The sequence below is a fragment of the Mycobacterium sp. KBS0706 genome (assembly GCF_005938675.2).
Lineage (GTDB): Bacteria > Pseudomonadota > Alphaproteobacteria > DSM-16000 > Inquilinaceae > Inquilinus.
The window spans coordinates 1-22547 of sequence record NZ_VCCH02000082.1; the positions used below are offsets into that span (position 1 = coordinate 1).

Annotated in this window: 22 protein-coding genes; 11 read left to right on the forward strand and 11 right to left on the reverse strand. The window is 69.8% G+C overall.

The window, feature by feature from the left end; translation table 11 throughout:
• A partial coding sequence (locus FFK22_RS31640) for a proline/glycine betaine ABC transporter permease (protein WP_143956899.1) occupies window positions 1-835 on the forward strand: 835 nt, incomplete at its 5' end.
• Between the two features lie 43 nt (window positions 836-878).
• Window positions 879-1913: a glycine betaine/L-proline ABC transporter substrate-binding protein ProX gene (gene proX / locus FFK22_RS31645; protein WP_138891901.1), complete on the forward strand. Its 1035-nt coding sequence runs from the start codon at window positions 879-881 to the stop codon at window positions 1911-1913.
• A gap of 34 nt (window positions 1914-1947) precedes the next feature.
• Here the strand turns inward: proX and FFK22_RS31650 are convergent, their stop codons facing one another.
• The 7 genes from FFK22_RS31650 to leuC all read right to left on the reverse strand — a co-directional run bounded on the left by FFK22_RS31650 (window position 1948) and on the right by leuC (window position 8608).
• Window positions 1948-2715, reverse strand: a complete 768-nt coding sequence (locus tag FFK22_RS31650) for an SDR family NAD(P)-dependent oxidoreductase (protein WP_138891900.1) — start codon at window positions 2713-2715, stop codon at window positions 1948-1950.
• A 40-nt stretch (window positions 2716-2755) separates the two neighbouring features.
• Window positions 2756-3562, reverse strand: coding sequence for an ABC transporter permease (locus tag FFK22_RS31655; protein ID WP_138891899.1), 807 nt, complete (start codon window positions 3560-3562; stop codon window positions 2756-2758).
• Window positions 3543-4397 (reverse strand): ABC transporter ATP-binding protein, encoded by an 855-nt coding sequence (locus FFK22_RS31660; protein WP_138891898.1) that lies wholly within the window; start codon window positions 4395-4397, stop codon window positions 3543-3545. The genes FFK22_RS31655 and FFK22_RS31660 overlap by 20 nt, the downstream gene beginning before the upstream one ends.
• Window positions 4394-5416 carry an ABC transporter substrate-binding protein gene (locus FFK22_RS31665; RefSeq protein WP_138891897.1) on the reverse strand — a complete coding sequence of 341 codons (1023 nt, stop codon included), beginning with the start codon at window positions 5414-5416 and terminating at the stop codon, window positions 4394-4396. The genes FFK22_RS31660 and FFK22_RS31665 overlap by 4 nt, the downstream gene beginning before the upstream one ends.
• A gap of 63 nt (window positions 5417-5479) precedes the next feature.
• A complete protein-coding gene (leuB, locus tag FFK22_RS31670; protein WP_373683768.1) occupies window positions 5480-6595 on the reverse strand; it encodes a 3-isopropylmalate dehydrogenase in 1116 nt (371 codons plus the stop codon).
• Window positions 6576-7175 carry a 3-isopropylmalate dehydratase small subunit gene (gene leuD / locus FFK22_RS31675; RefSeq protein ID WP_138891895.1) on the reverse strand — a complete coding sequence of 200 codons (600 nt, stop codon included), beginning with the start codon at window positions 7173-7175 and terminating at the stop codon, window positions 6576-6578. Before leuD ends, leuB begins: the two co-directional genes overlap by 20 nt.
• 2 nt (window positions 7176-7177) lie before the next feature.
• Window positions 7178-8608: a 3-isopropylmalate dehydratase large subunit gene (gene leuC, locus FFK22_RS31680; protein WP_306770203.1), complete on the reverse strand. Its 1431-nt coding sequence runs from the start codon at window positions 8606-8608 to the stop codon at window positions 7178-7180.
• Window positions 8609-8824: 216 nt separating this feature from the next.
• Here leuC and FFK22_RS31685 point away from each other — a divergent pair, with 216 nt between their 5' ends.
• From FFK22_RS31685 to FFK22_RS31695, 3 genes are all read left to right on the forward strand, one after another.
• Entirely contained in the window at window positions 8825-9718 is an 894-nt protein-coding gene (locus FFK22_RS31685; RefSeq protein WP_138891893.1) for a LysR family transcriptional regulator, read from the forward strand.
• A gap of 124 nt (window positions 9719-9842) precedes the next feature.
• Window positions 9843-10862 carry an ABC transporter substrate-binding protein gene (locus FFK22_RS31690; protein WP_138891892.1) on the forward strand — a complete coding sequence of 340 codons (1020 nt, stop codon included), beginning with the start codon at window positions 9843-9845 and terminating at the stop codon, window positions 10860-10862.
• Between the two features lie 28 nt (window positions 10863-10890).
• Window positions 10891-11814, forward strand: a complete 924-nt coding sequence (locus tag FFK22_RS31695) for an SMP-30/gluconolactonase/LRE family protein (protein WP_138891891.1) — start codon at window positions 10891-10893, stop codon at window positions 11812-11814.
• A 239-nt stretch (window positions 11815-12053) separates the two neighbouring features.
• Here the strand turns inward: FFK22_RS31695 and FFK22_RS31700 are convergent, their stop codons facing one another.
• The 3 genes from FFK22_RS31700 to FFK22_RS31710 are packed head-to-tail and all read right to left on the reverse strand — an operon-like array spanning window position 12054 to window position 14700.
• On the reverse strand, window positions 12054-13259 hold the full coding sequence (locus FFK22_RS31700; RefSeq protein WP_306770204.1) for an NAD(P)/FAD-dependent oxidoreductase: 1206 nt from the start codon (window positions 13257-13259) through the stop codon (window positions 12054-12056).
• 12 nt (window positions 13260-13271) lie between these two features.
• The gene (locus tag FFK22_RS31705) at window positions 13272-13589 is read right to left on the reverse strand and encodes a MocE family 2Fe-2S type ferredoxin (RefSeq protein ID WP_138891889.1); all 318 of its coding nucleotides are present in this window, start codon (window positions 13587-13589) and stop codon (window positions 13272-13274) included.
• A 25-nt stretch (window positions 13590-13614) separates the two neighbouring features.
• Window positions 13615-14700 carry a fatty acid desaturase family protein gene (locus FFK22_RS31710; RefSeq protein WP_138891888.1) on the reverse strand — a complete coding sequence of 362 codons (1086 nt, stop codon included), beginning with the start codon at window positions 14698-14700 and terminating at the stop codon, window positions 13615-13617.
• 150 nt (window positions 14701-14850) lie between these two features.
• Here FFK22_RS31710 and FFK22_RS31715 point away from each other — a divergent pair, with 150 nt between their 5' ends.
• A complete protein-coding gene (locus FFK22_RS31715) occupies window positions 14851-15882 on the forward strand; it encodes a LacI family DNA-binding transcriptional regulator (protein ID WP_138891887.1) in 1032 nt (343 codons plus the stop codon).
• Window positions 15883-15894: 12 nt separating this feature from the next.
• Here the strand turns inward: FFK22_RS31715 and FFK22_RS31720 are convergent, their stop codons facing one another.
• Window positions 15895-16914, reverse strand: coding sequence for a LacI family DNA-binding transcriptional regulator (locus tag FFK22_RS31720; protein WP_138891886.1), 1020 nt, complete (start codon window positions 16912-16914; stop codon window positions 15895-15897).
• 184 nt (window positions 16915-17098) lie between these two features.
• On the opposite strand from FFK22_RS31720, the gene FFK22_RS31725 reads away from it, so the two are divergent.
• The 5 genes from FFK22_RS31725 to FFK22_RS31745 all read left to right on the forward strand — a co-directional run bounded on the left by FFK22_RS31725 (window position 17099) and on the right by FFK22_RS31745 (window position 22544).
• Window positions 17099-17935 (forward strand): TIM barrel protein, encoded by an 837-nt coding sequence (locus FFK22_RS31725; RefSeq protein WP_138891885.1) that lies wholly within the window; start codon window positions 17099-17101, stop codon window positions 17933-17935.
• Between the two features lie 161 nt (window positions 17936-18096).
• Window positions 18097-19011: a sugar ABC transporter substrate-binding protein gene (locus tag FFK22_RS31730; protein WP_138891884.1), complete on the forward strand. Its 915-nt coding sequence runs from the start codon at window positions 18097-18099 to the stop codon at window positions 19009-19011.
• 59 nt (window positions 19012-19070) lie between these two features.
• Window positions 19071-20603 (forward strand): sugar ABC transporter ATP-binding protein, encoded by a 1533-nt coding sequence (locus tag FFK22_RS31735; RefSeq protein WP_138891883.1) that lies wholly within the window; start codon window positions 19071-19073, stop codon window positions 20601-20603.
• A 57-nt stretch (window positions 20604-20660) separates the two neighbouring features.
• On the forward strand, window positions 20661-21686 hold the full coding sequence (locus tag FFK22_RS31740) for an ABC transporter permease (protein WP_138891882.1): 1026 nt from the start codon (window positions 20661-20663) through the stop codon (window positions 21684-21686).
• A 21-nt stretch (window positions 21687-21707) separates the two neighbouring features.
• Window positions 21708-22544 (forward strand): sugar phosphate isomerase/epimerase, encoded by an 837-nt coding sequence (locus tag FFK22_RS31745; RefSeq protein ID WP_138891881.1) that lies wholly within the window; start codon window positions 21708-21710, stop codon window positions 22542-22544.
• Window positions 22545-22547: the final 3 nt, after the last annotated feature.

A 22547-nucleotide genomic window follows, 5' to 3' on the forward strand; every position in this document is an offset into this window, starting at 1 on the left:
GTGGCCGGTCGAGCACCTGCTCGGCCTGATCGAGCAGACGCTGCAAGGCATCCCGTTCCCGATCTTCGTCATCCTGGCGGGGCTGATCGCCTGGCGGCTGTCGACCCGGGGCATCGCCCTGTTCACGGTGATCTCGCTCGTCGTGATCGCCTTCACCGGCGTCTGGACCGAGGCGATCACGACGCTGGCGCTGATCACCACCGCGATCGTGCTGTGCGTCTGCATCAGCATCCCGGTCGGCATCCTCTGCGCCCGCAGCGAAACGGTGTGGGGCGTGGTTCGGCCGGTCCTCGACGTGATGCAGACGACGCCGACTTTCGTCTACCTGGTACCGATCGTGATGATGTTCGGCGTCGGCACCGTGCCGGGCGAGGTGGCGGTGATCATGGCCGCGGCGCCGCCGCTGATCCGCTTCACCAATCTCGGCATCCGCATGGTCGACCGCGAGATGGTCGAGGCCGGCCTCGCCTTCGGCGCCACCGGCCGGCAGCTGTTGTGGGAGGTGCAGCTGCCGCTGGCGATGCCGACCATCCTCGGCGGCCTGAATCAGACCGTGCTGACCGCCATGGTGATGTCGGTGGTGGTCGCCATGATCGGGGCCGAAGGGCTGGGGCTCGTGGTGCTGCAGGGCCTCGGCCGGCTGGATGTCGGCCGCGCCGCGGTCGGCGGCCTGGCCATCGTGCTGCTGGCCATGACGCTCGACCGCATCACCCAGTCGGTCGCGAAGTCCAAGGGCGGCAAGGGCTCGCCGCTGCGCGCCGCGCTGCTGCGCCTGGTCGGCCGGCAGCAGGGCGCGGCGGCGCCGGTCGGCAACCGGGCGGCGCGCCCGACCTGACGCATCGTTCCAACCAAGCAACAAGTGAACTCGGAGGCACACCATGGTTTCCAGACCGGGCCTGCGCGCCCTGATATCCGCCGTGGCCCTGGCCGCAATTCTGGCGGCGCTGCCCGCCGCGGCGGACGACCTGCCGGGCGCCGGCAAGACCGTCCGCCTCGCCCAGGACGACAGCCTCGGCGGCAACTACGTCCAGGACCAGATCCTGCTCTCGGCGCTGGAGAAGCTGGGCTATGACGTCCAGCTCAGCACCATGAACGGCACCCTGTTCTTCCAGGCCGCATCGCAGGGCGACGTCGACATGGGACCGGACGTGACCCTGCCGCAGCGCGAGCCGGGCTACCGCAAGGTGGAGCAGCAACTGGCGGTGGTCGGCGACGGAGGTATCATCGGCGGCGGCATCAACGGCTACCTGATCGACAAGAAGACCGCCGACGCCCACGGCATCACCCGCGTCGACCAATTGAAGGACCCGAAGATCGCGGCCCTGTTCGGTGCCGACGGCAAGGCCCAGCTGATCGGCTGCGACCCGGGCTGGAGTTGCGGCGACGTGATCGAGCACCAGGTCAAGGCCTTCGGCCTGTCCGACACCATCCACATCGTCCGCGGCAAATACGAGGCGCTGATGGGCGAGACGGTGGCCCGGGTGCAGCGCGGTGAGCCGGCGCTGTACTACACCTGGAGCCCGTCCTGGGTGAACGATGCGCTGGTGCCGGGCAAGGACGTGGTCTGGCTGCCGACGCCCTTCGAATCCCTGCCCGAGGGCATGCCGCCGATCAAGACGGCGCTGGTGCCGGGCGTGGTCGGCTGCGCCGGCGGCCAGGACCCATGCCGCATGGCGCTGGGCGAATGGAACTATCGCACGGTGATCAACCGCGACTTCCTGGCTCAGAACCCGGCGGTGAAGACCCTGGTGGAAGTGGCCCGCTGGCCGCGCGAGACCTGGGTCGCCTGGGAAGGGGCGCTGAACAAGGTCGGCAGCAGCAACCGCGACATCCGCAAGCTGGCCGACAACTGGATCGCCGCCAACCAGGCCGAGTTCGACGGCTGGGTCGAGCAGGCCAAAGCCGCCCGCTGACGCACCGAATCTCGGGGCGTCGCCGCCCGGTCCCTCAATAGGTCGCGCGCCCGCCGGAAAGGTCGAACACCGCGCCGGTGGCGAAGGAGTTCTCGGCGCTGACGAGCCAGGCGATCATCGCCGCGGCCTCCGCCAGCTCCAGGAACCGGCCGCGCGGGATGCGGCTGAGCATGTAGGTGATGTGCTCCGGCGCCTGCGCCATCGCGCCGGGCGTCCGGGCCACGGCAGGGGTGACGCAGTTCACGGCGATGTCGTGCCCGGCCAGCTCCTTGCCCAGCGACTTGGTCATGGCGATGACCGCGGCCTTGGCCGAGCTGTAGGCCGCCGCGTTCGGGTTGCCCTCCTTGCCGGCGATCGAGGCGACGTTGACGATGCGGCCGTAGTTCCGGGCGATCATCACCGGCGCCACCGCCCGGCAGCAGTGGAAGGTGCCGTTGACGTCGACATCCAGCACGCTGCGCCACGCGTCGAGCGGATACTCCGCCAGCGGCGCGTTCGGCCCGACGATGGCGGCGTTGTTGACCAGGATGTCGATGCGCCCCAGCGCCTCGACGGTACCGGTCACCGCGGCCTCGACGCTGGCGTAGTCGGCGATGTCGACCCGCATCGTGCGGATGTCGTCCCGGCCGGTGGCCGCGGCAAGCTCGCGCTTCGCCGGCTCCAGCCCGTCGCCATTGACGTCCCAGATCACGAGCCGGGCGCCGGAGCGCAGGAAGCGTTCGGCGATCTCGCGGCCGATGCCCTGGGCGCCGCCGGTGACCACGGCGACGCGGCCGTCGAGATTGATCGAGTTGAGCTGCACGGAAGGACCTCTGTGACGGGATTGCGATGCGGGCGCCGGCTCAGACGTTGGCGCCCACGGGCTGGCCGGCCACCGGCCGCCAGCGCATGAAGCGTTCCTCGAACACCGACACGGCGGTGTCGAGGACGAGGGCGAAGACGGTCAGCAGCAGGATGCCGGCGATCACCGAGTTGATGTCGAACACCCCCTCGGCCAGCAGGATCAGGTAGCCGATGCCCTTCTCCGAGCCGAGATACTCGCCGACCACGCTGCCGACGAAGGCGATGCCGACGGCATTGTGCAGGCTGGAGAACACCCAGCTCATCGCCGAAGGGACGTAGACATGGCGCAGCAGCTCGCGCGAATTCGCGCCCAGCATGCGGGTGTTCGACAGCACCACCGGGCTGACCTCGCGCACCCCCTGGTACACGTTGAAGAACACCACGAAGAACACCAGGGTCACACCCAGCGCCACCTTGGACCAGATGCCGAGCCCGAACCACAGCGCGAAGATCGGCGCGAAGATCAGCCGGGGCATCGAGTTGAAGGCCTTGATGAACGGGTCGGTCACCGCGGCGAGGAACGGGTTGAGCGCGAGCCAGAGGCCGATGCCCAGCCCGAGGATGGTGCCGATGGCGAAGGCCAGCAGGGTCTCCAGCAGGGTGGTGTAGAGGTGCAGGAAGACCGATCCGGTGGAGAACCAGATCCACAGGCGCCGGGCCACCCCCAGCGGATCGCCGAAGAAGAAGGTCGACAGCAGCCCGGTCGCGGTGGCCAGCCACCACAGGAACAGGCAGCCGAACAGCAGGGTCAGCCGGGTGGCCAGCACCAGCGCGTGGTTGCGGGGATCAAGAGCGGTTGCGCGCATAGCTTTTCAGCACCTCTCCCTTCAGCACGTCCCAGATGGCGGCGTGCAGCTGCAGGAACCGTTGCGTCATCCGGATCTCGGCGACCTGGCGCGGGCGCTCCAGGTCGATCTCGAACTCCGCGATCGGCCGCGTGCCGGGCCCGGCCGACAGCACCAGGACGCGGTCGGACAGCGAGATCGCCTCCTCAAGGTCGTGGGTCACGAACACCACCGATTTGCGGTCGGCCGACCAGATCTGCAGCAGCTCGTCCTCCATCAGCTGCCGGGTCTGGATGTCGAGCGCGCTGAACGGCTCGTCCATCAGCAGGATGCGCGGGTTGAGGGCGAGAGCCTGGGCCAGGCCGGCGCGCTTGCGCATGCCGCCCGACATCTGGTGCGGGTACTTCTTGCCATGCCCGTCCAGCCCGACCCGCACCAGCCAATCGCGCGCGATCTCGCGGGCCTCGGCCTTGGGCTTGCCGTGGAACAGCAGGCCGGCGGCGACATTGTCCTCCGCCGTCTTCCACGGCATCAGCGCATCCACCTGGAACAGGTAGGACGCATCCCGGTTCAGGCCCTGGGCCAGTGGCTGGCCGAACACGCTGAGCGTGCCCGAGGAGGGGCGCATCAGCCCCGCCGCCACGTTGAGCAGGGTGGACTTGCCGCAGCCGGTCGGGCCGACGATGGACAGGAACTCGCCCTGCCGCACCGTCAGGTTTACGTCGCGCACGGCGGTGTAGGTCTTGCCGGCGCCTTCGTTGCTGGCGAAGGTGCAGGTCACCCCGTCGAAGCGCAGCGCGTGCGGCGTGCTCTCGGCCACGGGCTGCTCGCTGATCTTGCGGGCCGCGACGCTCATGGCGTCCGGCCCGCGGCCTTGCCGGCGAAGCTGTTGTCATAGGTGGCGCCGAGGTCGATCGAGGCCGACCCGATGCCGGGGTCGAAGGCGGTCAGCACGTCGCGCACGGTCTGCGCGCCCTCGGCCGACAGCGTGCCGGTCTGCGACAGGCAGCGGCGGCTGTTTTCGAACGCCTTGGCGTAGAGCGCCTTGTCGTCGCCGGCATATTCCGGCGGGACGCTGTCGGCAACCTGTTGCGGCGTCGCCTGGGCGATCCAGCGTTCGGCGCGGACGATGGCGTTGGTCACCGCCTGCACCGTCTTCGGGTTCTCGTCGATGAAGGCCTTGGTGGTGTACAGGCTCGATTCCGGATAGTCGGAGCCGAACACCGCCTTGTTGCCCGCCTCGGTGCGCATCTCGGCCAGCGGGATCAGGTCGCCGCTGTCCATCAGGATGGTGGCCGACGGGTCGTTGACGATCAGCGCATCGATCTGCCCGGCCCGGATCGCCGCCACGGCGCCGGCGGCCTGGCCGACGCCGATGATCGACACATCCTCCGGCTGCAGCCCCGCCTTGTGCAGGATGTAGTTGAGCGCCATGTGCGTGCTCGACCCCGGAGCGCTGACGCCGACCCGCATGCCCTTCAGGTCGGCGACGGAGTGCACCTTGCCCTCGTTCTTCCTGGCGATGCCGAAGATCCAGGCGGGGCAGTTCACCTGGGCGGCGAAGGTGACCAGGGACTGCCCCTTCGCCGCCATGGTCAGGGTGTTGGAATAGGCGCCGGCCACGACGTCCGTGCTGCCGCCCATCAGCGCCTCCAGCGCCTTCGACCCGCCGGAGAAGGCGGCGATGGTGACGTCCAGCCCCTCATCCTTGAAGTAGCCGAGCTGCTTGGCCAGGAGCAGGGGCAGGTAGGTCATGCCGACCGAGGCCGCGCCGATATGGACCTCCGATTTCTCCGGCTGGTCCTGGGCGATCGCGGCCACCGGTCCCGACAGGACCAGGGCGGCGCACAGCGCAAGCGTGGTTCCGAGCTTCACCTGTTTTCCTCCATCTGCCTTGTTGTCGTTGGTTGCGGTCTTCGCAGTGGCCGGCCGAACCTGCTAAGCCGCCAGGGCCTGGACGACGGCGTCGCCCATCTCCTCGGTGCCCACCCGCCGGGTCCCGGGCTGGTAGATGTCGCCGGTGCGGTAGCCCTGAGCGAGGACCGATCGGACCGCAGCCTCCACCCGCCGCGCCTGGTCCTCCAGATCGAAGCTCTGGCGCAGCATCATTGCCAGCGACAGGATCGCGGCCAGCGGGTTGGCCAGGTCCTGGCCGGCGATGTCCGGGGCCGAGCCGTGGACGGGCTCGTACAGGCCCTTGCGGTCGAGGCCGAGCGAGGCCGAGGGCAGCATGCCGATCGAACCGGTCAGCATCGCCGCCGCATCCGACAGGATGTCGCCGAACATGTTGCCGGTGACAATGACGTCGAACTGCTTGGGATTCCGCATCAGCGACATGGCGGCCGCGTCGATGAACAGATGCGACAGTTCCACATCCGGATACTGGCTGCCGACGCGGGTGACCACCTCGCGCCACAGCTGCATCGCCTCCAGCACATTGGCCTTATCGACCGAGCAGACCTTGCGCCGGCGCTGCCGGGCGGTGCGGAAGGCGACATGGGCGATGCGCTCGATCTCGGATTCCGAATAGCGCATGGTGTTGATGCCGACGCGCTCGCCCGAGGCGCGGGTCTCGATGCCGCGCGGCTTGCCGAAATAGACGTCGCCGTTCAGCTCGCGCAGGATCATGAGATCCAGCCCGTCGACCACCTCCGGCTTCAGGGTCGAGGCGCCGAGCAGCTCGGGGAACATAAAGGCGGGGCGGAAATTGGCGTAGAGGGTCAGCGCCTCGCGCAGCTGCAGCAGACCGGTGCCCGGGCGGCGCTCGCGCGGGATGCTGGCCTCGTCCGCCACGCCCGCCGCACCGAACAGGATCGCGTCGGACCGCCCGGCCAGGGCCAGGGTCTCGTCCGGCAGCGGCACGCCATGCGCGTCGACGCCGGCCTGGCCGATCGGGGCCTCCTCCGTCTCGGCCTGGGGCGCCACCACCCGCAGCACCTTCACCGCCTGCCGAACCACCTCGGGGCCGATGCCGTCACCGGCCATGATCGCGATCTTCACGGAATCTCTCTCCTTGGTCTGGAACCGGGGGCGGCTAGATGCTCCCGCCGTCATAGCTGCGCTCGAACGCGTCGATCCGGCCGGACTGCGCGAGCGTGTAGCCGAGCTCGTCGATGCCGTTGACGAGGCAGGTCTTGGCGAAGGCCTCGATCTCGAAGGCGTGGCGGCCGCCATCCGGCAATGCCACCTCCTGCGCCGGCAGGTCGACCGCCACCATCGCACCCGGCGCGGACTCCAGCTGCGCCAGCAGCGGCGTCACCACCGCCTGCGGCAGCACGATCGGCAGCAGGCCGTTCTTGAGGCAATTGCTGAAGAAGATGTCGCCGAAGCTGGGGGCGATCACGGCCCGGATGCCGTAATCGTGCAGCGCCCAGACCGCGTGTTCGCGGGACGAGCCGCAGCCGAAGTTGCGGTCGGCGACCAGGATGCGGGCGGGGCGGTAGGCCGGCCGGTTGAGGATGAACTCCGCCACCTCCGACCCGTCCTTGCGGAAGCGGGATTCGGCGAACAGGAACCGCCCGAAATCCTCGGAGCGCAGCTTCTGCAGATACTGCGCCGGGATGATCTGGTCGGTGTCGCAATTGACCCGGGCGATGGGCACGGCCACGGCTTCGAGCCGCTCGAAGCGATCCATGCTCAGCCTCCCGCCAGCAGCCGGCGGACATCGGTCAGCCGGCCGGTCACCGCCGCCGCCGCCGCCATCGCCGGGCTCATCAGATGGGTGCGCGCGCCCGGCCCCTGCCGGCCGACGAAGTTGCGGTTGGAGGTCGAGGCGCAGCGCTGCCCGGGCGCCACCGTGTCGCCATTGGTGGCCAGGCACATCGAGCAGCCGGCGAAGCGCCAGTCGAAGCCGGCCGCCATGAAGATCCGGTCCAGCCCCTCGGCCTCGGCCTGCGCCTTGACCTGCTGCGACCCCGGCACGGCCCAGGCCTCGACCCCCGCCGCGACCTTGCGGCCGTCGACCACCGCCGCGGCGCTGCGCAGATCCTCGATCCGGCCATTGGTGCAGGAGCCGATGAACACCCGGTCGATGCCGATCTCCTCCAGCGCCGTGCCGGGGACCAGCCCCATATAGGCCAGCGCCCGCTCCATGCCGTCGCGCCGCCCGGCATCGGCCGTCTCGGCGGGGTCCGGGATGCGGGCGGTGATCGGGGCGGCGTCCTCGGGCGTCGTGCCCCAGGTCACCATCGGCGCGATCGCCGCCGCGTCCAGCGCGACCTCGCGGTCGAAGGCGGCATCGTCGTCCGACCGCAGGGCCTGCCACTGCGCTACCGCCTGGTCCCAGGCGGCGCCCTGCGGCGCGTAGGGCCGGTCCGCCAGATAGGCGAAGGTGGTGTCATCCAGCGCGATCATGCCGGCCCGGCCGCCGGCCTCGATCGACATGTTGCAGACCGTCAGGCGGCCTTCCATGGACAGCGCCCGGATCGCGCTGCCGGCATATTCCAGGACATGGCCCGCCGCGCCGGCGACGCCGATCTCGGCGATGATCGCCAGGATGATGTCCTTGGCGGTCACGCCCGGCGCCAGCGTGCCGTCGACCGAGACGCGCATGCGGCGCGGCCGGCGCTGCCACAGCGACTGGGTCGCCAGCACATGCCCGACCTCGGTGGCGCCGATGCCGAAGGCCAGCGCGCCGAGCGCGCCATGGGTCGAGGTGTGGCTGTCGGCGCAGACGATGGTCATGCCCGGCAGGCTCAAGCCCTGTTCCGGCCCAACCACATGGACGATGCCCTGGCGCGGGTCGCCGAGGCCGAACAGGGTGATGCCGGACTCCGCCGCGTCGCGCTCCAGCGCCTCGATCATCGCGCGGCGCTCGGGATGGTTGATCGCCGCCATGTCGCGCCGATGGGTCGGGACATAGTGGTCCGGCGTGCCGAAGATGCGGTGCGGCGCCCGTGGCTTCAGCCGGCGCTGGCGCAGCATGTCGAAGGCCGTGGCGGTGACGTCGTGGATGAAGTGGCGGTCGATGAACAGGAGGTCCTGGCCATCCTCCCGCGTCATGATCCGATGCCGGTCCCAGATCTTGTCGAACAGGGTCTGCGGCGTTGGGCTCGCGTCCGGGCTCACGGCTTCCTTCCCATGCGGCGGCATCGTGAAGCGGCGGACCTGCGGGGCCAGTGCGCTTCATGGCGTTGGCGGTTCGATTTCCACCATGCTGCCGCAGGCTGCGTCCGGCCCGGAATCGTGATTGGCAAGCCTGCCATCGCGAATGGCGATGGCAGAGCCGCACGGATCTGTCACAGTGCTGGACGCCCATCGCCCGGCCGGCCCGCGGAGCGCGCCATGCAGTTCGACCTTCTGTCCCTGAAGCTGTTCGTCGCGGTCTGCGAGCACCGCAGCATCGCCCGCGCGGCCGAGGTCGAGCACATCGCGGCCTCGGCGGTCAGCAAGCGCATGTCGGATATGGAGAAGCGGATGGGGTCGCCGCTGTTCCACCGCAGCAACCGCGGGCTGGAGCTGACCTCCGCCGCCCACGCGCTGCTGCGCCATGCCCATATCGTGATGCGCGACCTGATGCAGATGGAGCGCGAGCTGGTCGACCATGCCAAGGGCATGCGCGGCCAGATCCGCCTGCATGCGAGCGTCTCGACCATCGTGCAGTACCTCTCGAACGACCTGCGCGACTTCCTGGCCCTGCACCCGGCCATCCGCATCGACCTGGAGGAGGGGCTGAGCCGCGAGGTCTGCCGGGCCGTGTCCGAGAACGCCGCCGATATCGGCATCTTCGGCGGGCCGCTGCTGTTCCCCGACCTGCGCATCCTGCCCTATCGCAGCGACCACCTGATGGTGCTGATGCCGGCGGACCATCCGCTGTGCGGCGCGGAGACGCTGACCTTTGCCGAGATCGCCCGTTACGATCTGGTCGGACCGCAGGCCGGCAGCTATCTCGATTCCCTGGTGATGCGGGCGGGGTCCGAGCTCAGCCAGCCGCTGCGGCTGCGCATCCGGGTGAACGGCTTCGAGCCGGCCCGGAGCATGGTCGAGGCCGGGCTGGGCATCGCCCTCGTCCCCGAGCTGCATGCCGCACGCTACACCGAAGGTGGCCAGGTGGTCGCCGTGCCGCTCGACGAACCCTGGGCCTTGCGGCACTGGAAGATCTGCACGCGGGACGCGGCGTCGCTGCCGCCGCCGGTCCAGGTCCTGGTCCAGCACCTGAGCACGCGTGGGGCGGCCTAGGCCGGACCATCGCCGTTAGCGATGGCGACCTTCCCAATGGTGTCGACGACCGGCCGCGGGGGCCGTGCCACAGTTCCGTCCAAGGCGGCCGGCGGCGACCGGCCGGCACCAACGGGAGGGTCTGATGAAGCGCATCCTCGCCATGTCCCTATGCTCCGCGCTGCTGCTCGCCTGGACCGGCGCCCAGGCCGCGCCGGAAAAGACCGAGATCCATCTGGCCGCCGCGGGGGTAGGCTTCCCCTATCTGCCCTTCCTCGTTGCGGCCCAGCGCGGCTACTTCAAGGACGAGGGCCTCGATGTCCAGATCGGGGTGTTCGCCGGCGGCTCCAAGGCGCTGGAGGCGCTGATGGGCGGCAGCGCCGACATCGTCGCCGGCGCCTATTCCAACACCATCAGCATGGCGGCCAAGGGCCAGCCCCTGGTGTCCTTCGCCATCCAGGCAAACTGCCCGGACTGGGTGTTCGGGGTGACGAAGGCCAACAAGGACACGATCCGGTCGCTCGCCGACCTGAAGGGCAAGCGGATCGGCGTCAGCGCCCCGGGGTCGAGCTTCCACATGGGCGTCAACTACCTGCTGGCCAAGGCCGGCTTGCATCCCGACGACGTGTCGATCGTCGGCATCGGCGCGTCCTCCGGCGCGGTCGCGGCGGCGAAGACCGGGCTGGTCGACGCGCTGATGACCAATGATCCGGTGGCGACGATCCTGGAGGAGAGCGGCGACCTGACCCCGCTGATCGAGATGCGCAGCGAGGACGGCAACCGCGCGGCCTTCGGCGGCGACTATCCGGAGGCCGCGATCTACAGCACCCGCGACTTCGTCGAGGCCAACCCGAACACCGTGCAGGCGGTGGCCAACGCGATCGTGCGGGCGGAGCGCTGGATGGCCGCGGCGTCGCCGGAGGAGGTCGCCGACAGCGTGCCGCAGGACTACATGGTCACCGACAAGGCGCTGTTCGCCCGGGCCTATTCCAAGCTGCGTCGCTGCCTCTCGCGCGACGGCATGATGACCGAGGAGTCCGCTGTCCTGGTCCGCGCCGTGCTGGCGGCCTTCGACCCGGCCATCGCCGATGTGCAGATCGATCTGAGCGCGACCTACGACAACCGCTTCGTGCAGAATTACGCCGCCAAGGCCGGACAGCCCTGATCCTGGCCTGGAGCAACGGAGAAGCAGCATGCCGGATATCCGCGTCGTCGCCAGCGGGCTCCAGTTCCCGGAAGGACCGGTGGTCGAGGCCGACGGCTCCGTCCTGCTGGTCGAGATCCAGCGCGAGACCGTCAGCCGCGTCCGCCCCGACGGCACGGTCGAGGTGGTGGCGCAGCTCGGCGGCGGGCCGAACGGGCTGGCGGTCGGACCGGACGGCGCGCTCTATGTCTGCAACAACGGCGGCTTCCTGTTCCAGACTGTCGCCGGCTACAACCGGACCCGCCGCGGCGTCCACCCGCACTACACCAGTGGCCGGATCGAACGCCTCGACCTCGCCACCGGCGAGGTCCGTACCCTCTATGACCGCTGCGGCGACCATCCGCTGTGCGGCCCGAACGACATCGTCTTCGACCGCTCCGGCGGCTTCTACTTCACCGACTACGGCAAGCACCGCGAGCGCGATCGCGACCATGGCGGCCTGTACTACGCCCTGGCCGACGGTTCGCGCATCGTCGAGGTCGCCCATCCGATGGAGACGCCGAACGGCGTCGGCCTCTCGCCGGACGACGCGACCGTCTATGTGTCGGAGACCGAGACCGGCCGCCTTTGGGCCTTCGACCTCGAGGCGCCGGGGCAGCCGAAGCGGCACCCGTTCCCGTCGCCGCATGGCGGCCGGCTGGTCTGCGGCCTGCCGGGCTATCAGCGCTTCGACAGCATGGCGGTCGATGCCCTGGGCAATATCTGCGTCGCCACGCTGATCACCGGCTGCATCACCGTGATCGCCCCGGATGGCACCGTGCTGCGCCAGGTTGCGCTGCCGGACCCGATCGTCACCAACCTCTGCTTCGGCGGACCGGACCGGAGGACCGCCTACATCACCCTGTCCGGCACCGGGCAGCTGGTGGCGATGGACTGGCCCGAGCCCGGATGCCCGCTGGCCTTTCCCCGGTAGGGTCGTCGTCGAGCCGAGACCAGTCGTAGGAGGTCAGATTTGAGCGTAGGTGGTTGCGTGCCCGGGAGTTGAACGTAGTCCCGTACTGGCCCCTTGCTACACGGCGGTAGCCAGCTCGTATGGGTATCGGTGGTATCCTGTCCCCGCAACCAGATCGCAGAATGCCCCGCTTCCTCGAGCGGGTCGTTCTGCTGTTCGGCCCAGGCTTCGGCCACCCTGAAGCGCCCGAATCTCCCGTTTCACGTGGCCAGCAGCGTCTTCAGCCTGACCGCCGGCGAGGCGAGCGCGCCAGGATCAGGGACGGCGCGCTGCGCGATCAGCATCTCGGCCAGCCGGATCTCGCGGGCGATCCTGCCCAGGGGCCCGACGCCGCTGGCGGCGACCAGCCGGCCATCCGCCGCCAGGTGGAACAGCAGCTGTGCCCCGTCGCCGAGGTCCCGCGCGACCGTCATCCGCCCCTCATCGGCCAGGCCGGCGATCTGCAGCGTCAGCTCGTACTGGTCCGACCAGAACCAGGGCACCGCCGCGATCGCCTCGCCGCGGCCAAGCATGTTGCGCGCGGCCAGCGCGCCCTGGTCCTGGGCGTTGCGCCAGGCCTCGAGCCGGATGCGGCGGCCGGCATAGAGCGGATGGGCGCAGGCGGCACAGTCCCCGGCCGCGAAGATGGCGGGATCGGCGGTCGCCAGCGTCGCGTCGACGGCGATGCCGTTGTCGACCGGCAGGCCGGCGGCCTCCGCCAGCGCCGTCTCCGGCACCGCGCCGATGCCGGCGATCACTGCATCCGCCGCGATCCGGCGGCCATCGGCCAGCACCACGGCGCCGGGCTCGATCCGGTCGATGCCGAGACCGGTGCGGAGGTCGATGCCGGCGGCGCGGTGCCGGTCGGCGATCACTGCGGCGATCTCGGCCGGGACGCCGCGCATCAGGATGCGGGGCTGGGCCTCGACCAGGGTCACGGCGCAGCCGCGCGCGGCCGCGGCCGCCGCCAGCTCCAGCCCGATGAAGCCGCCGCCGATGATCGCCAGCCGCATCCCGGGGCGCAGCAACGGCCGCAGCGCCAGCGCATCGTCGAAGCGGCGCAGATACAGGACCTGCTCATGGCCCGGCAGGGTCAGCCGCCGCGGCCGCGCCCCGGTCGCCAGCAGCAGCCGGGAGTAGGGCAGGGTGCGCCCGTCGGCCAGGGCCACGGCGCGGGCCGCGCGGTCGATCGCCGTGACCTCGGTTCCCAGGATCAGATCGATGCCGAGCGCGGCGGCGCGGTCGTGGTCCAGCACGGTGGTCGCGGCCGGCTCCGCCTCCGCCAGCAGCGCCGCCTTGGAGAGGGGCGGGCGCTCATAGGGCGGATGGACCTCGCCGCCGACCAGAGTCACCGGGCCGTCCCAGCCCTCCTCGCGCAGCGCTGTCGCTGCTCGGGCGCCGGCCTCGCCGGCGCCGACGATCACCATCCCGGCCATCGGTCAGGAGCCGAGCCGAAGGAAGACCTGCCCGCCCTCGACCTTCACCGGATAGGTGGTGAGGGCGACGCAGACCGGCGCCCCCTTGGCGGCGCCGGTGGTGAAGTCGAAGCGGCCATTGTGCTTCGGGCATTCGATGATCGTGCCCATCACCAGCCCGTCGGCGAGATGCACCTGCTCATGCGTGCACAGCCCGTCGGTGGCGAAGTAGCGGTCGTCCTCGGTGCGGTAGATGGCGAAGGTGCGGCCGCCATGGTCGAAGCGGATCACGTCCTCCTCGTCGATCTCATCCGCCGCGCAGGCCGCGATCCAGCCGTCCATGCTCTATCCTTCCTGGTGATGCGCGTCATTCGGCCGGCGCGGCCTGGGCGACCCCGATCGCCGGCCCGGGCGAGGCTCCGCCGGGCAGCCGCCGCACGACATGGTGGCGCGGGTCGCGCAGCTGCCGCAGCAGGGTCGGGATGATCTCGCGATAGGCGGCCCAGCAGTTCGGATAGGGCGGCGGGCAGTCGTGCTTCATCGCCGCATGCAGCTTCGGCAAGGCGTGATAGGGCACCATCGGGAACATGTGGTGCTCAACATGGTAGTTCATGTTCCAGTACAGGAACCGGAACACCGGGTTCATGTAGACGGTGCGGCTGTTCAGCCGGTGGTCCAGCACATCCTCGGCCAGGCCGGCATGCTGGGTCAGACCGAAGAACAGCACCATGCCGCCGCCATAGAGGGTCGGCAGCCCGACATACATCGCCGGCAGGATGCTGCCCAGCGCCAGGCAGGCGGCGATCACCGCGGCGAAGATGGCGAGGTAGATCCGGGCGACCAGGAACACCTTCCAGCGCTCCATCTCCGGGATGAAGGTCTCCTCCTCCGCCGTCAGCCGGCCGGCCGCGTGCACGAACAGCTTGCGGATCGCGACCTGGCTGCTCTTCAGCATGAAGATGTTGAGGACGATCTTCAGGATGCTGGGCGGGCGCGGCGCGGCGATCTCCGGGTCGCGGCCGACGATGATGGTGTCGGTGTGGTGCCTTGTGTGGCTCCAGCGCCAGACCGTCGGCTCGCGCAGGATCATGAAGCAGGCGATGTGGTAGACGGCATCGTTCATCCACCGGGTCTTGAAGGCGGTGCCGTGGCCGCATTCGTGCCAGCGGCTGTCCGAGGCCGAGCCGTACAGCACGCCATAGGCCGCGAAGAACGGCACGGCCCACCAACTGCCCCAGAAGAACCCGCCGAGCCAGCCGGTGATCGCGAGGGCCGCGAACCAGATCAGCGTATCGCGGATCGCCGGCCCGTCCGTCCGGCGCATCAGCTCCTTCATTTCCTTGCGCGGGATCGGCGAGGCGTACCAGGCGGCACCGGCCAGCCCGGCCTCGACCGCGCGCCGGCTCTCCGCCCCGACCAGGCTGTAATCCCTCCGGACGGTCTCTCCCGGCATGGCGTCCTCCTGCACCGCTTCCGCTTGGTCGCGGATGTGCAGGGAGCGTAACCCGCAGTGCCGCCCGCCTCAATGCAGCGATGATAGAATCTATCATTTCCCATCATCCCGTGGCAGGCTGCGGTGATCGGATCTGAGAGCGGACACAGGATGAGCAGGCGCCCCACCATCGCCGATCTCGCCACTGCGGCGGGCGTCAGCGTCGCCACCGTCGACCGGGTGCTGAACCAGCGCCACCCGGTGCGCGAGGGCACGGCCGGGCGCGTGCTGCGCGCCGCCGAGGCGATCGGCTATCACGCCACCACGCTGCTGCAGCAGCGTCTGCGGGAGGAGCTGCCGGTCCGCACCTTCGGCTTCCTGCTGCAGAAGCGGCAGGTCGCCTTCTACCAGCAACTCGCCGCCGACTTCCAGGCCGCCACCGCCGCCTGTACCGCGGTGCGCGGCCGGGCCGTGGTCGAGTTCATGGAGGAGCTGTCGCCGGCGACCATCGTCGAGACCCTGCGCCGGGTCGGCGCCCGGGTGGACGCGCTGGCCGTGGTCTCGGTCGACCATCCGCATGTGTCGGAGGCGATCGCCGACCTGCGGCGCGACGGCGTTCCGGTCTTCGCCGTGATCACCGACCTGATGGCCGAGGACCGGGCCGGCTATATCGGCCGCGACAACCGCAAGGAGGGCCGCACCGCCGCCTGGATGGTGGCGAAGACGGCGCGGGCGCCGGGCAAGGTCGGCATCATCGTCGGCAGCCACCGCTATCTGTGCCAGGAGACGGCGGAGATCTCCTTCCGCTCCTATTTCCGCGAGCATGCCCCCGAATTCCAGCTGCTGGAGCCGCTGATCAACCTCGAGGATGCGCGGATCGCCCGCGAGGCGACGCATGACCTGATGGCCGGGAACCCCGACCTGGTCGGCCTCTATATCTGCGGCGGTGGCACCGAAGGGGTGATCGACGCGGCGCGACAGGAGACGGCGCATGCGCCAGTGGCGATCGTGTGCAACGAGCTCACGGCCAAGACCCGCACCGCCCTGATCGACGGCGTCCTGACCGCCGTGATCTCCACTCCCACCGCGCTCCTGGCCACGCGGGCGGTGGAGGCGATGGTGCGCGCCGTCGAGCTGCCGGCCCCCGAGCCGCCGGGCCAGATCCTGGTGCCGTTCGAGCTGTATGTGTCGGAGAATATTTGAGGGGCGCCCAGCCTACCGGTTGTACTTGGTCACGATCAGCGGCCGGGCCGGCGCCGCGCTCTCCTCGGCCGCTGGTTCGCCGGCCAGCCGGCCGCGGATGATCGCGATCGCCTGGCGCAGCTCGGCCGTCACGTCGTGGCTCAGCACGGCATCCATGCCGCCTTCCTCGAGCAGCCGGGCGGAGTTCTCGTTCAGCTCATGGCCGATGAAGGCGGTGGTGCCGGTCAGCCCGGCCTCGGCGATCGCCCGGGCGATGCCGACATTGCCGCCGGCGGTATTGTAGACCCCGAGCGGCGCCGGCCCCGCCGCCAGGATCCGGCGCATGGTGGCGTGGGCGGTGTCCGGGTCGTCGCTGGAATGGATGCTCTCCTCGACCGACAGGGTCGGGAACTCGGTGCGCAGCACGCGGCGGAAGCCGATCTCGCGCTCCTCCTGGCAGCGATAGGGCGCGCTGGCGACCAGCACGATCCGCCCCGGGCGGCCGCCGGTCAGCCGGCCCATCAGCCAGGCGGCGGTCGATCCCGCCCGTTCCTGGTCCATGCCGACATAGGCGGTGCGGCCCGATCCGGGCAGGTCCGTGGTCAGGCAGACCACCGGTGTGCCATCCGCCATACCGGCCTGGACCGCCCGGTTGATGGCGAAATGCTCGCGCGCCACCAGCAGCAGCCCGTCGCAACGCGACAGCATCGCCGCGAGCCGCTCGGCGAAGTCCGCCGGGTCGACCTCGGCGGTCGGCTGGGTGAAGCTCTCCAGGCTCAGCCCCGGATCCTCCACCATGACACGCTCCAGCGCCTGGACCAGGGTGGCGGTGAAGGTCTGGCCGGAATCGCAGGCGAAGCCCAGCCGGATCGACGGCGCCCCCGCCGGGACGGCCGGGCCCTGCTGCCGCTCCAGCGCCGCCCGCACCGCCTGCACCTTGTCCGGCGCCACACCGCCGCGGCCATTGACCACGCGGTCGACCGTGGCGGTCGAGACGCCGGCCTCGGCCGCGATCTCGGCGATGGTGGGCCCCTGCCAGCTGCCGCGCCGCATTCCGTCCTCTCGGTTGATGGCTTAAGCATCAATACGGATTTGCGCCTTCGAGGTCAAATCGTACCGAGAAGACGCCGAACGGCTGGCATTCGCAATAGGCGTTGACAGCTATTCAATCATATGGCTTCCATCATCAGCATCGAAATGAACCAGATTGATTGTTAACAAATCAGACGGTGACGGGATGGAGACGGATGTCGTGGTGGTGCTGAACCACATGGTGGCGCCGGCCCTGGACGTGCCCCGGTTCTTCGACCTCGCCGCCGGCCTCGGCTGCCGCGGCGTCGAGATCCGCAACGATCTCGGCGGCAGCATGATCGCGGGCGGTCTGGCGCCGGAGGATGTGGCGCGGCTGGCGGCCGGGCGCGGCCTGACCATCCTGTCGATCAACGCGCTGCAGCGCTTCAACGACTGGACCGAGGCGCGGGCCGGCGAGGCGCGGGCGCTCGTCGATTACGCCGGCCGTTGCGGCGCCCAGGCGCTGGTGCTGGTCCCGGTCAACGATGCCGGCTGGCAGCCGCCGCCGGAAGAGCGGCGTGCCGGGCTGCGCCGGGCCCTGTCCGGCCTGGCCCCGATCCTGGCCGAAGCCGGCGTCCTCGGGCTGGTCGAGCCGCTCGGCTTCGAGATCTGCTCGCTTCGCTCCAAGCGCGAGGCGGTGGCGACGATCGACGATCTGGGGCTCGGCGACCGGTTCCGGCTGGTGCACGACACCTTCCACCATCACCTCGCGGGGGAAGGGGATCTGTTGCCCGACCGCACTGGGCTGGTTCACATCTCCGGAGTGGAGGACCGCGCGGTGCCGCTGGCGGATTTGCGCGACGCGCACCGCGTGCTGATCGGCCCGGCCGACCTGATCGGCAATGCGGCCCAGATTCGCGCGCTGCACGCCGGCGGCTACCGCGGCCCGGTCTCCTTCGAGCCCTTCGCCGCCAGCGTCCACGCCGATCCCGACATCGCCGGCGCGCTGCGGGGCAGCATCGACCATCTGGCCGCGGCGCTGGCGCGGATGGCCGCCGAATGATGGAGATCCATCAGTGAAATCCGCGAGCCTGTGAGGGGATTTGATAGATTCCATCATGGGCTGATTGAGCCGTCCGGCGGCGCGGCCTACCGTCACCGGACAGAGAACCGGCACGAACCGGACGACCCGCATATCCGGGTCGAAACATGGGAGGACGACTGATGAAGAGGACCCTGCTCGCCTTCGCCGCCGCCGCTCTGCTGTCGCTGCCCGCCGAGGCCGCGACCAAGATCGGCGTGTCGATGGCCCATTTCGACGACAACTTCCTGACCATCCTGCGCAACGCGATGACCGAGGAAGCCAAGGCCAAGGGCGCCGAGATCCAGTTCGAGGACGCCAAGGGCGATATCGGCAACCAGACCAGCCAGATCCAGAACTTCATCGCCTCCGGCGTCGACGCCATCATCGTCAACCCGGTCGACACCTCGGCCACGCCGCAGATGTCGCAGCTGACGGTGGAGGCCAAGATCCCGCTGGTCTTCGTCAACCGCAAGCCGGACGGCGACACGCTGCCGGACGGGGTGGTCTTCGTCGGCTCGGACGAGCGCCAGTCCGGCACGCTGGAGATGGAGGAGCTGGCGCGGCTGGCCGGCCACAAGGGCAATGTCGTGGTCATGGTCGGCGAGCTCGCGACCAATGCGGCGCAGCTGCGCACCAAGGATGTCGAGGACGTCGTCGCCAAGTATCCCGACATGAAGATCATCGAGAAGCAGACCGCGAATTTCCAGCGCAACGAGGCCATCGACCTGATGACCAACTGGCTGACCGCGGGCACCGACTTCACCATCGTCGCCGCCAACAATGACGAGATGGCGGTCGGCGCCATCCTCGCCATGCAGCAGGCCGGCAAGGACCCGAAGACCTATCTGATCGGCGGCGTCGATGCGACGCCGGACGCGCTGGCCGAGATGGAGAAGGGCAATCTCGACGTCACCGTGTTCCAGAACGCCCGCGGCCAGGGCAAGGGCGCGGTCGAGGCGGCGCTGAAGCTCGCGACCGGCGAGAAGCTCGACAGCTGGCAGTGGATCCCGTTCGAGCTGGTCACCCCGGAGAACATGAAGAAGTTCTCGCAGTGATCCGATATCCTTGACCCAGGTCCGGGGGCGCCCGCGCCCTCGGCGGAAAGGCGCCCGCCATGACTGCCGCCGTCACCGCTCTGCGCCGGCCCGACCCTTCGCCCGCCGCCGACTGCCTCTTGGAGGTGGCTAATGTGCGCAAGGCCTTCCCGGGCGTCGTCGCCCTCGACGATGTGTCGTTCCGGCTGCGCCCCGGCACCGTGCATGCGCTGATGGGCGAGAACGGCGCCGGCAAATCGACGCTGATGAAGATCATCGCCGGCATCTACGCGCCGGATGCCGGCGAGATCCGGCTCAAGGGCCGGCCGGTCGTCCTGCCGACGCCGCTGGCGGCGCTGGAAGCCGGCATCGCCATGATCCATCAGGAGTTGAACCTGATGCCGTTCATGACGGTGGCGGAGAACATCTGGATCCGGCGCGAGCCGAAGAACCGCCTCGGCCTGGTCGACCACGGCGCGATGCGGCGGCGCACCAAGGAGTTGTTCGCCCAGCTCGCCATCGATATCGACCCGGAGGCGGAGGTGCGCAGCCTGACCATCGCCAGCCGGCAGATGGTCGAGATCGCCAAGGCCGTCTCCTACAACTCCGACGTCCTGATCATGGATGAGCCGACCTCGGCCCTGACCGAGCGCGAGGTCGACCACCTCTTCGCCATCATCCGGACGCTGAAGGCGGCCGGCAAAGGCATCGTCTACATCACCCACAAGATGAGCGAGCTGGCGGCGGTGGCGGACGAAGTCTCGGTGTTCCGCGACGGCCGCTTCATCGGTTCCGGCCCCGCCGCCGAGCTCGACCGCGAGGCCATCATCCGAATGATGGTCGGGCGCGAGCTCGGCCAGATGTACCCGAAGCTGCAGGCCGAGATCGGCGCCCCCGTCCTTTCGGTCGAAGGCCTCGGCCTCGCCGGAATCTTCGCCGATGTCGGATTCGAGCTGCGGGCCGGCGAGATCCTCGGCGTCGCCGGCCTGGTCGGCTCCGGCCGCACCAATGTGGCGGAGGCGCTGTTCGGCGTCACCCCGGCCACCGCCGGCACCATCCGGATCCGGGGCGAGGCGGTGCGGATCGGGTCGCCGGCGCAGGCGATGGCGGCAGGCATGGCCTTCCTGACCGAGGACCGCAAGGAAACCGGGCTGTTCCTGACCCTGCCGGTGCTCGAGAACATGCAGATGGCGGTGCTGCGCGACCGCTACGTCAAGGCCGGCTTCGTCACCCAAAGCGCGATCGCCCAGGCCTGCCAGGCCTGGCGCACCACGCTCAGGATCAAGACGCCGGACCTGCAGGAGCCGGCGCTGAACCTGTCCGGCGGCAACCAGCAGAAGGTGCTGATCGCCCGCTGGCTCCTGACCAAGCCGCGCATCCTGATCCTGGACGAGCCGACGCGCGGCATCGATGTCGGCGCCAAGGCGGAGATCTACCGGCTGATCTCGGCCTTGGCGCAGGAGGGCGTGGCGGTGCTGATGATCTCCTCCGAACTGCCGGAGATCCTCGGCATGAGCGACCGGATCATGGTCATGCACCAGGGCCGGGTCACCGGCATCCTCGACCGCAGCGAGGCCGACCAGGTGAGCATCATGCGGTTGGCCTCGCGCTGAGGCCGCCGCCGGTACATTGAACGAGAGCCGGCCCGAGCGCCGGCCGGGGAGGACAGGATGAGCGCGACCCAGCAGGTCTCCGCACCCCAGATCGAAACCGCCCGCCGCCGGTTCCGCATGCCGGTGGAGGCCAGCATCTTCCTGGTCCTGGTCGGCATCTGCGTGCTGTTCGAGGCGCTGGGCTGGTACGCCCGCGGCCAGTCCTTCCTGGTCAACCCGCAGCGCCTGCTGATCATCGTGCTGCAGGTCTCGATCGTCGGGCTGCTCGCGGTCGGCGCGACCCAGGTGATCATCACCTCCGGCGTCGACCTGTCGCCGGGCTCGGTGCTGGCGCTGGCCGCCATGGTGTCGGCGACCTTCGCCCAGAGCTCGAGCTTCAGCCGCATCATCTTCCCGGCGCTGACCGACATGCCGGTGGTGGTGCCGCTGGCGGTGGGCCTCCTGGTCGGCGGCGCGGCCGGGCTGGTCAACGGCGCGCTGATCGCCAAGACCGGAATCCCGCCCTTCATCGCCACGCTCGGCATGATGGTGGCGGCCCGCGGCGCCGCCCGCGCCTACACCGACGGCGCCCCGGTCTCCGGCCTGCTGCCGGCCTTCACCTGGATCGGCCAGGGCAGCCGGCCGGTGATCCTGTTCCTGGTGGTGGCGCTGATCTTCCATGTGGCGCTGCGCTACACCCGCTACGGCAAGTTCACCTACGCCATCGGCGCCAACCCGCAGGCGGCGCGCGTCTCCGGCATCGATGTCGGCCGCCACCTGATGCTGGTCTACACCATCGCCGGCCTCCTGGCCGGGCTCGGCGGCATCGTCATGGCGGCGCGCAACGGCAGCGGCCAGGCCAATATGGGCACGGGCTACGAGCTCGACGCCATCGCCGCGGCGGTGATCGGCGGCACCAGCCTGGCCGGCGGCGTCGGCCGCATCACCGGCACCGTGATCGGCACGGTGATCCTCGGCGTGATGACCAGCGGCTTCACCTTCCTCGGCATCGACGCCTACTACCAGGACATCGTGAAGGGCTGCATCATCGTCGCCGCCGTGGCCGCGGATCAGTACCGCCAGCGCCGTCGGCGCAAGGCGTGAACGCAGGGGGAGGGCAGGGGAATGCAGCGGTTCCTGGTGCTTCAGTCGCTCTGGGCGATGGAGCGGCGCCACACCGACGGGTTCGAGCGCACGGTCGAGGCCAATGTCGAGATGATCGCCGGGGCCGGCTTCGACGGCATCAGCACGCCCTGGACCGACCGGGACCTGGTCCGCCGCACGGCAGGCTGCCTGCGCGGCACCGGCATGGTCGCCGAGGGCGTGTGCTTCCCGAAGACCGTCGACGACCTGAAGCCGGTGCTGGAGATCGCGGCCGAGTTCCCGGTGCACCACATCAACCTGCAGCCCGATGTCCGGCCGCGGCGGCTGGACGAGTGCGTGCCGCTAATCGAAGGCTGGCGGCGCCTGGCCGAGCAGGTGGAGTTTCCGGTCATGATCGAGACCCATCGCGACCGGATGACCACGGACCTCTACTTCACCCTCGACCTGCTCGACCGGTTCCCGGAACTGCCGCTGCTGGCCGACCTGTCGCATTTCCTGGTCGGGCGGGAATTCGCTTGGCCGGTCTCCGACGAGAACCACGCCCTGATCCATCGGATCCTGGAGAATTCCTGGGCCTTCCACGGCCGCGTCGCCTCGCGCGAGCAGGTGCAGATCGAGATCTCGTTCCCGCACCACAAGCCCTGGGTCGACCTGTTCCTCGGCTGGTGGGGCCATGGCTTCCGCAGCTGGCGCCGGCGTGCAGCGGCGGATGCGACGCTTTCCTTCACCTGCGAGCTGGGGCCGCAGCCCTATGCCATCACCGGCCGCGACGGCAACGACACCACCGACCGCTGGGCCGAATCCCTGACCCTCGCCGGGCTGGCCCGCGACCTCTGGGCCGAGACGACCGCAGGATAGCGG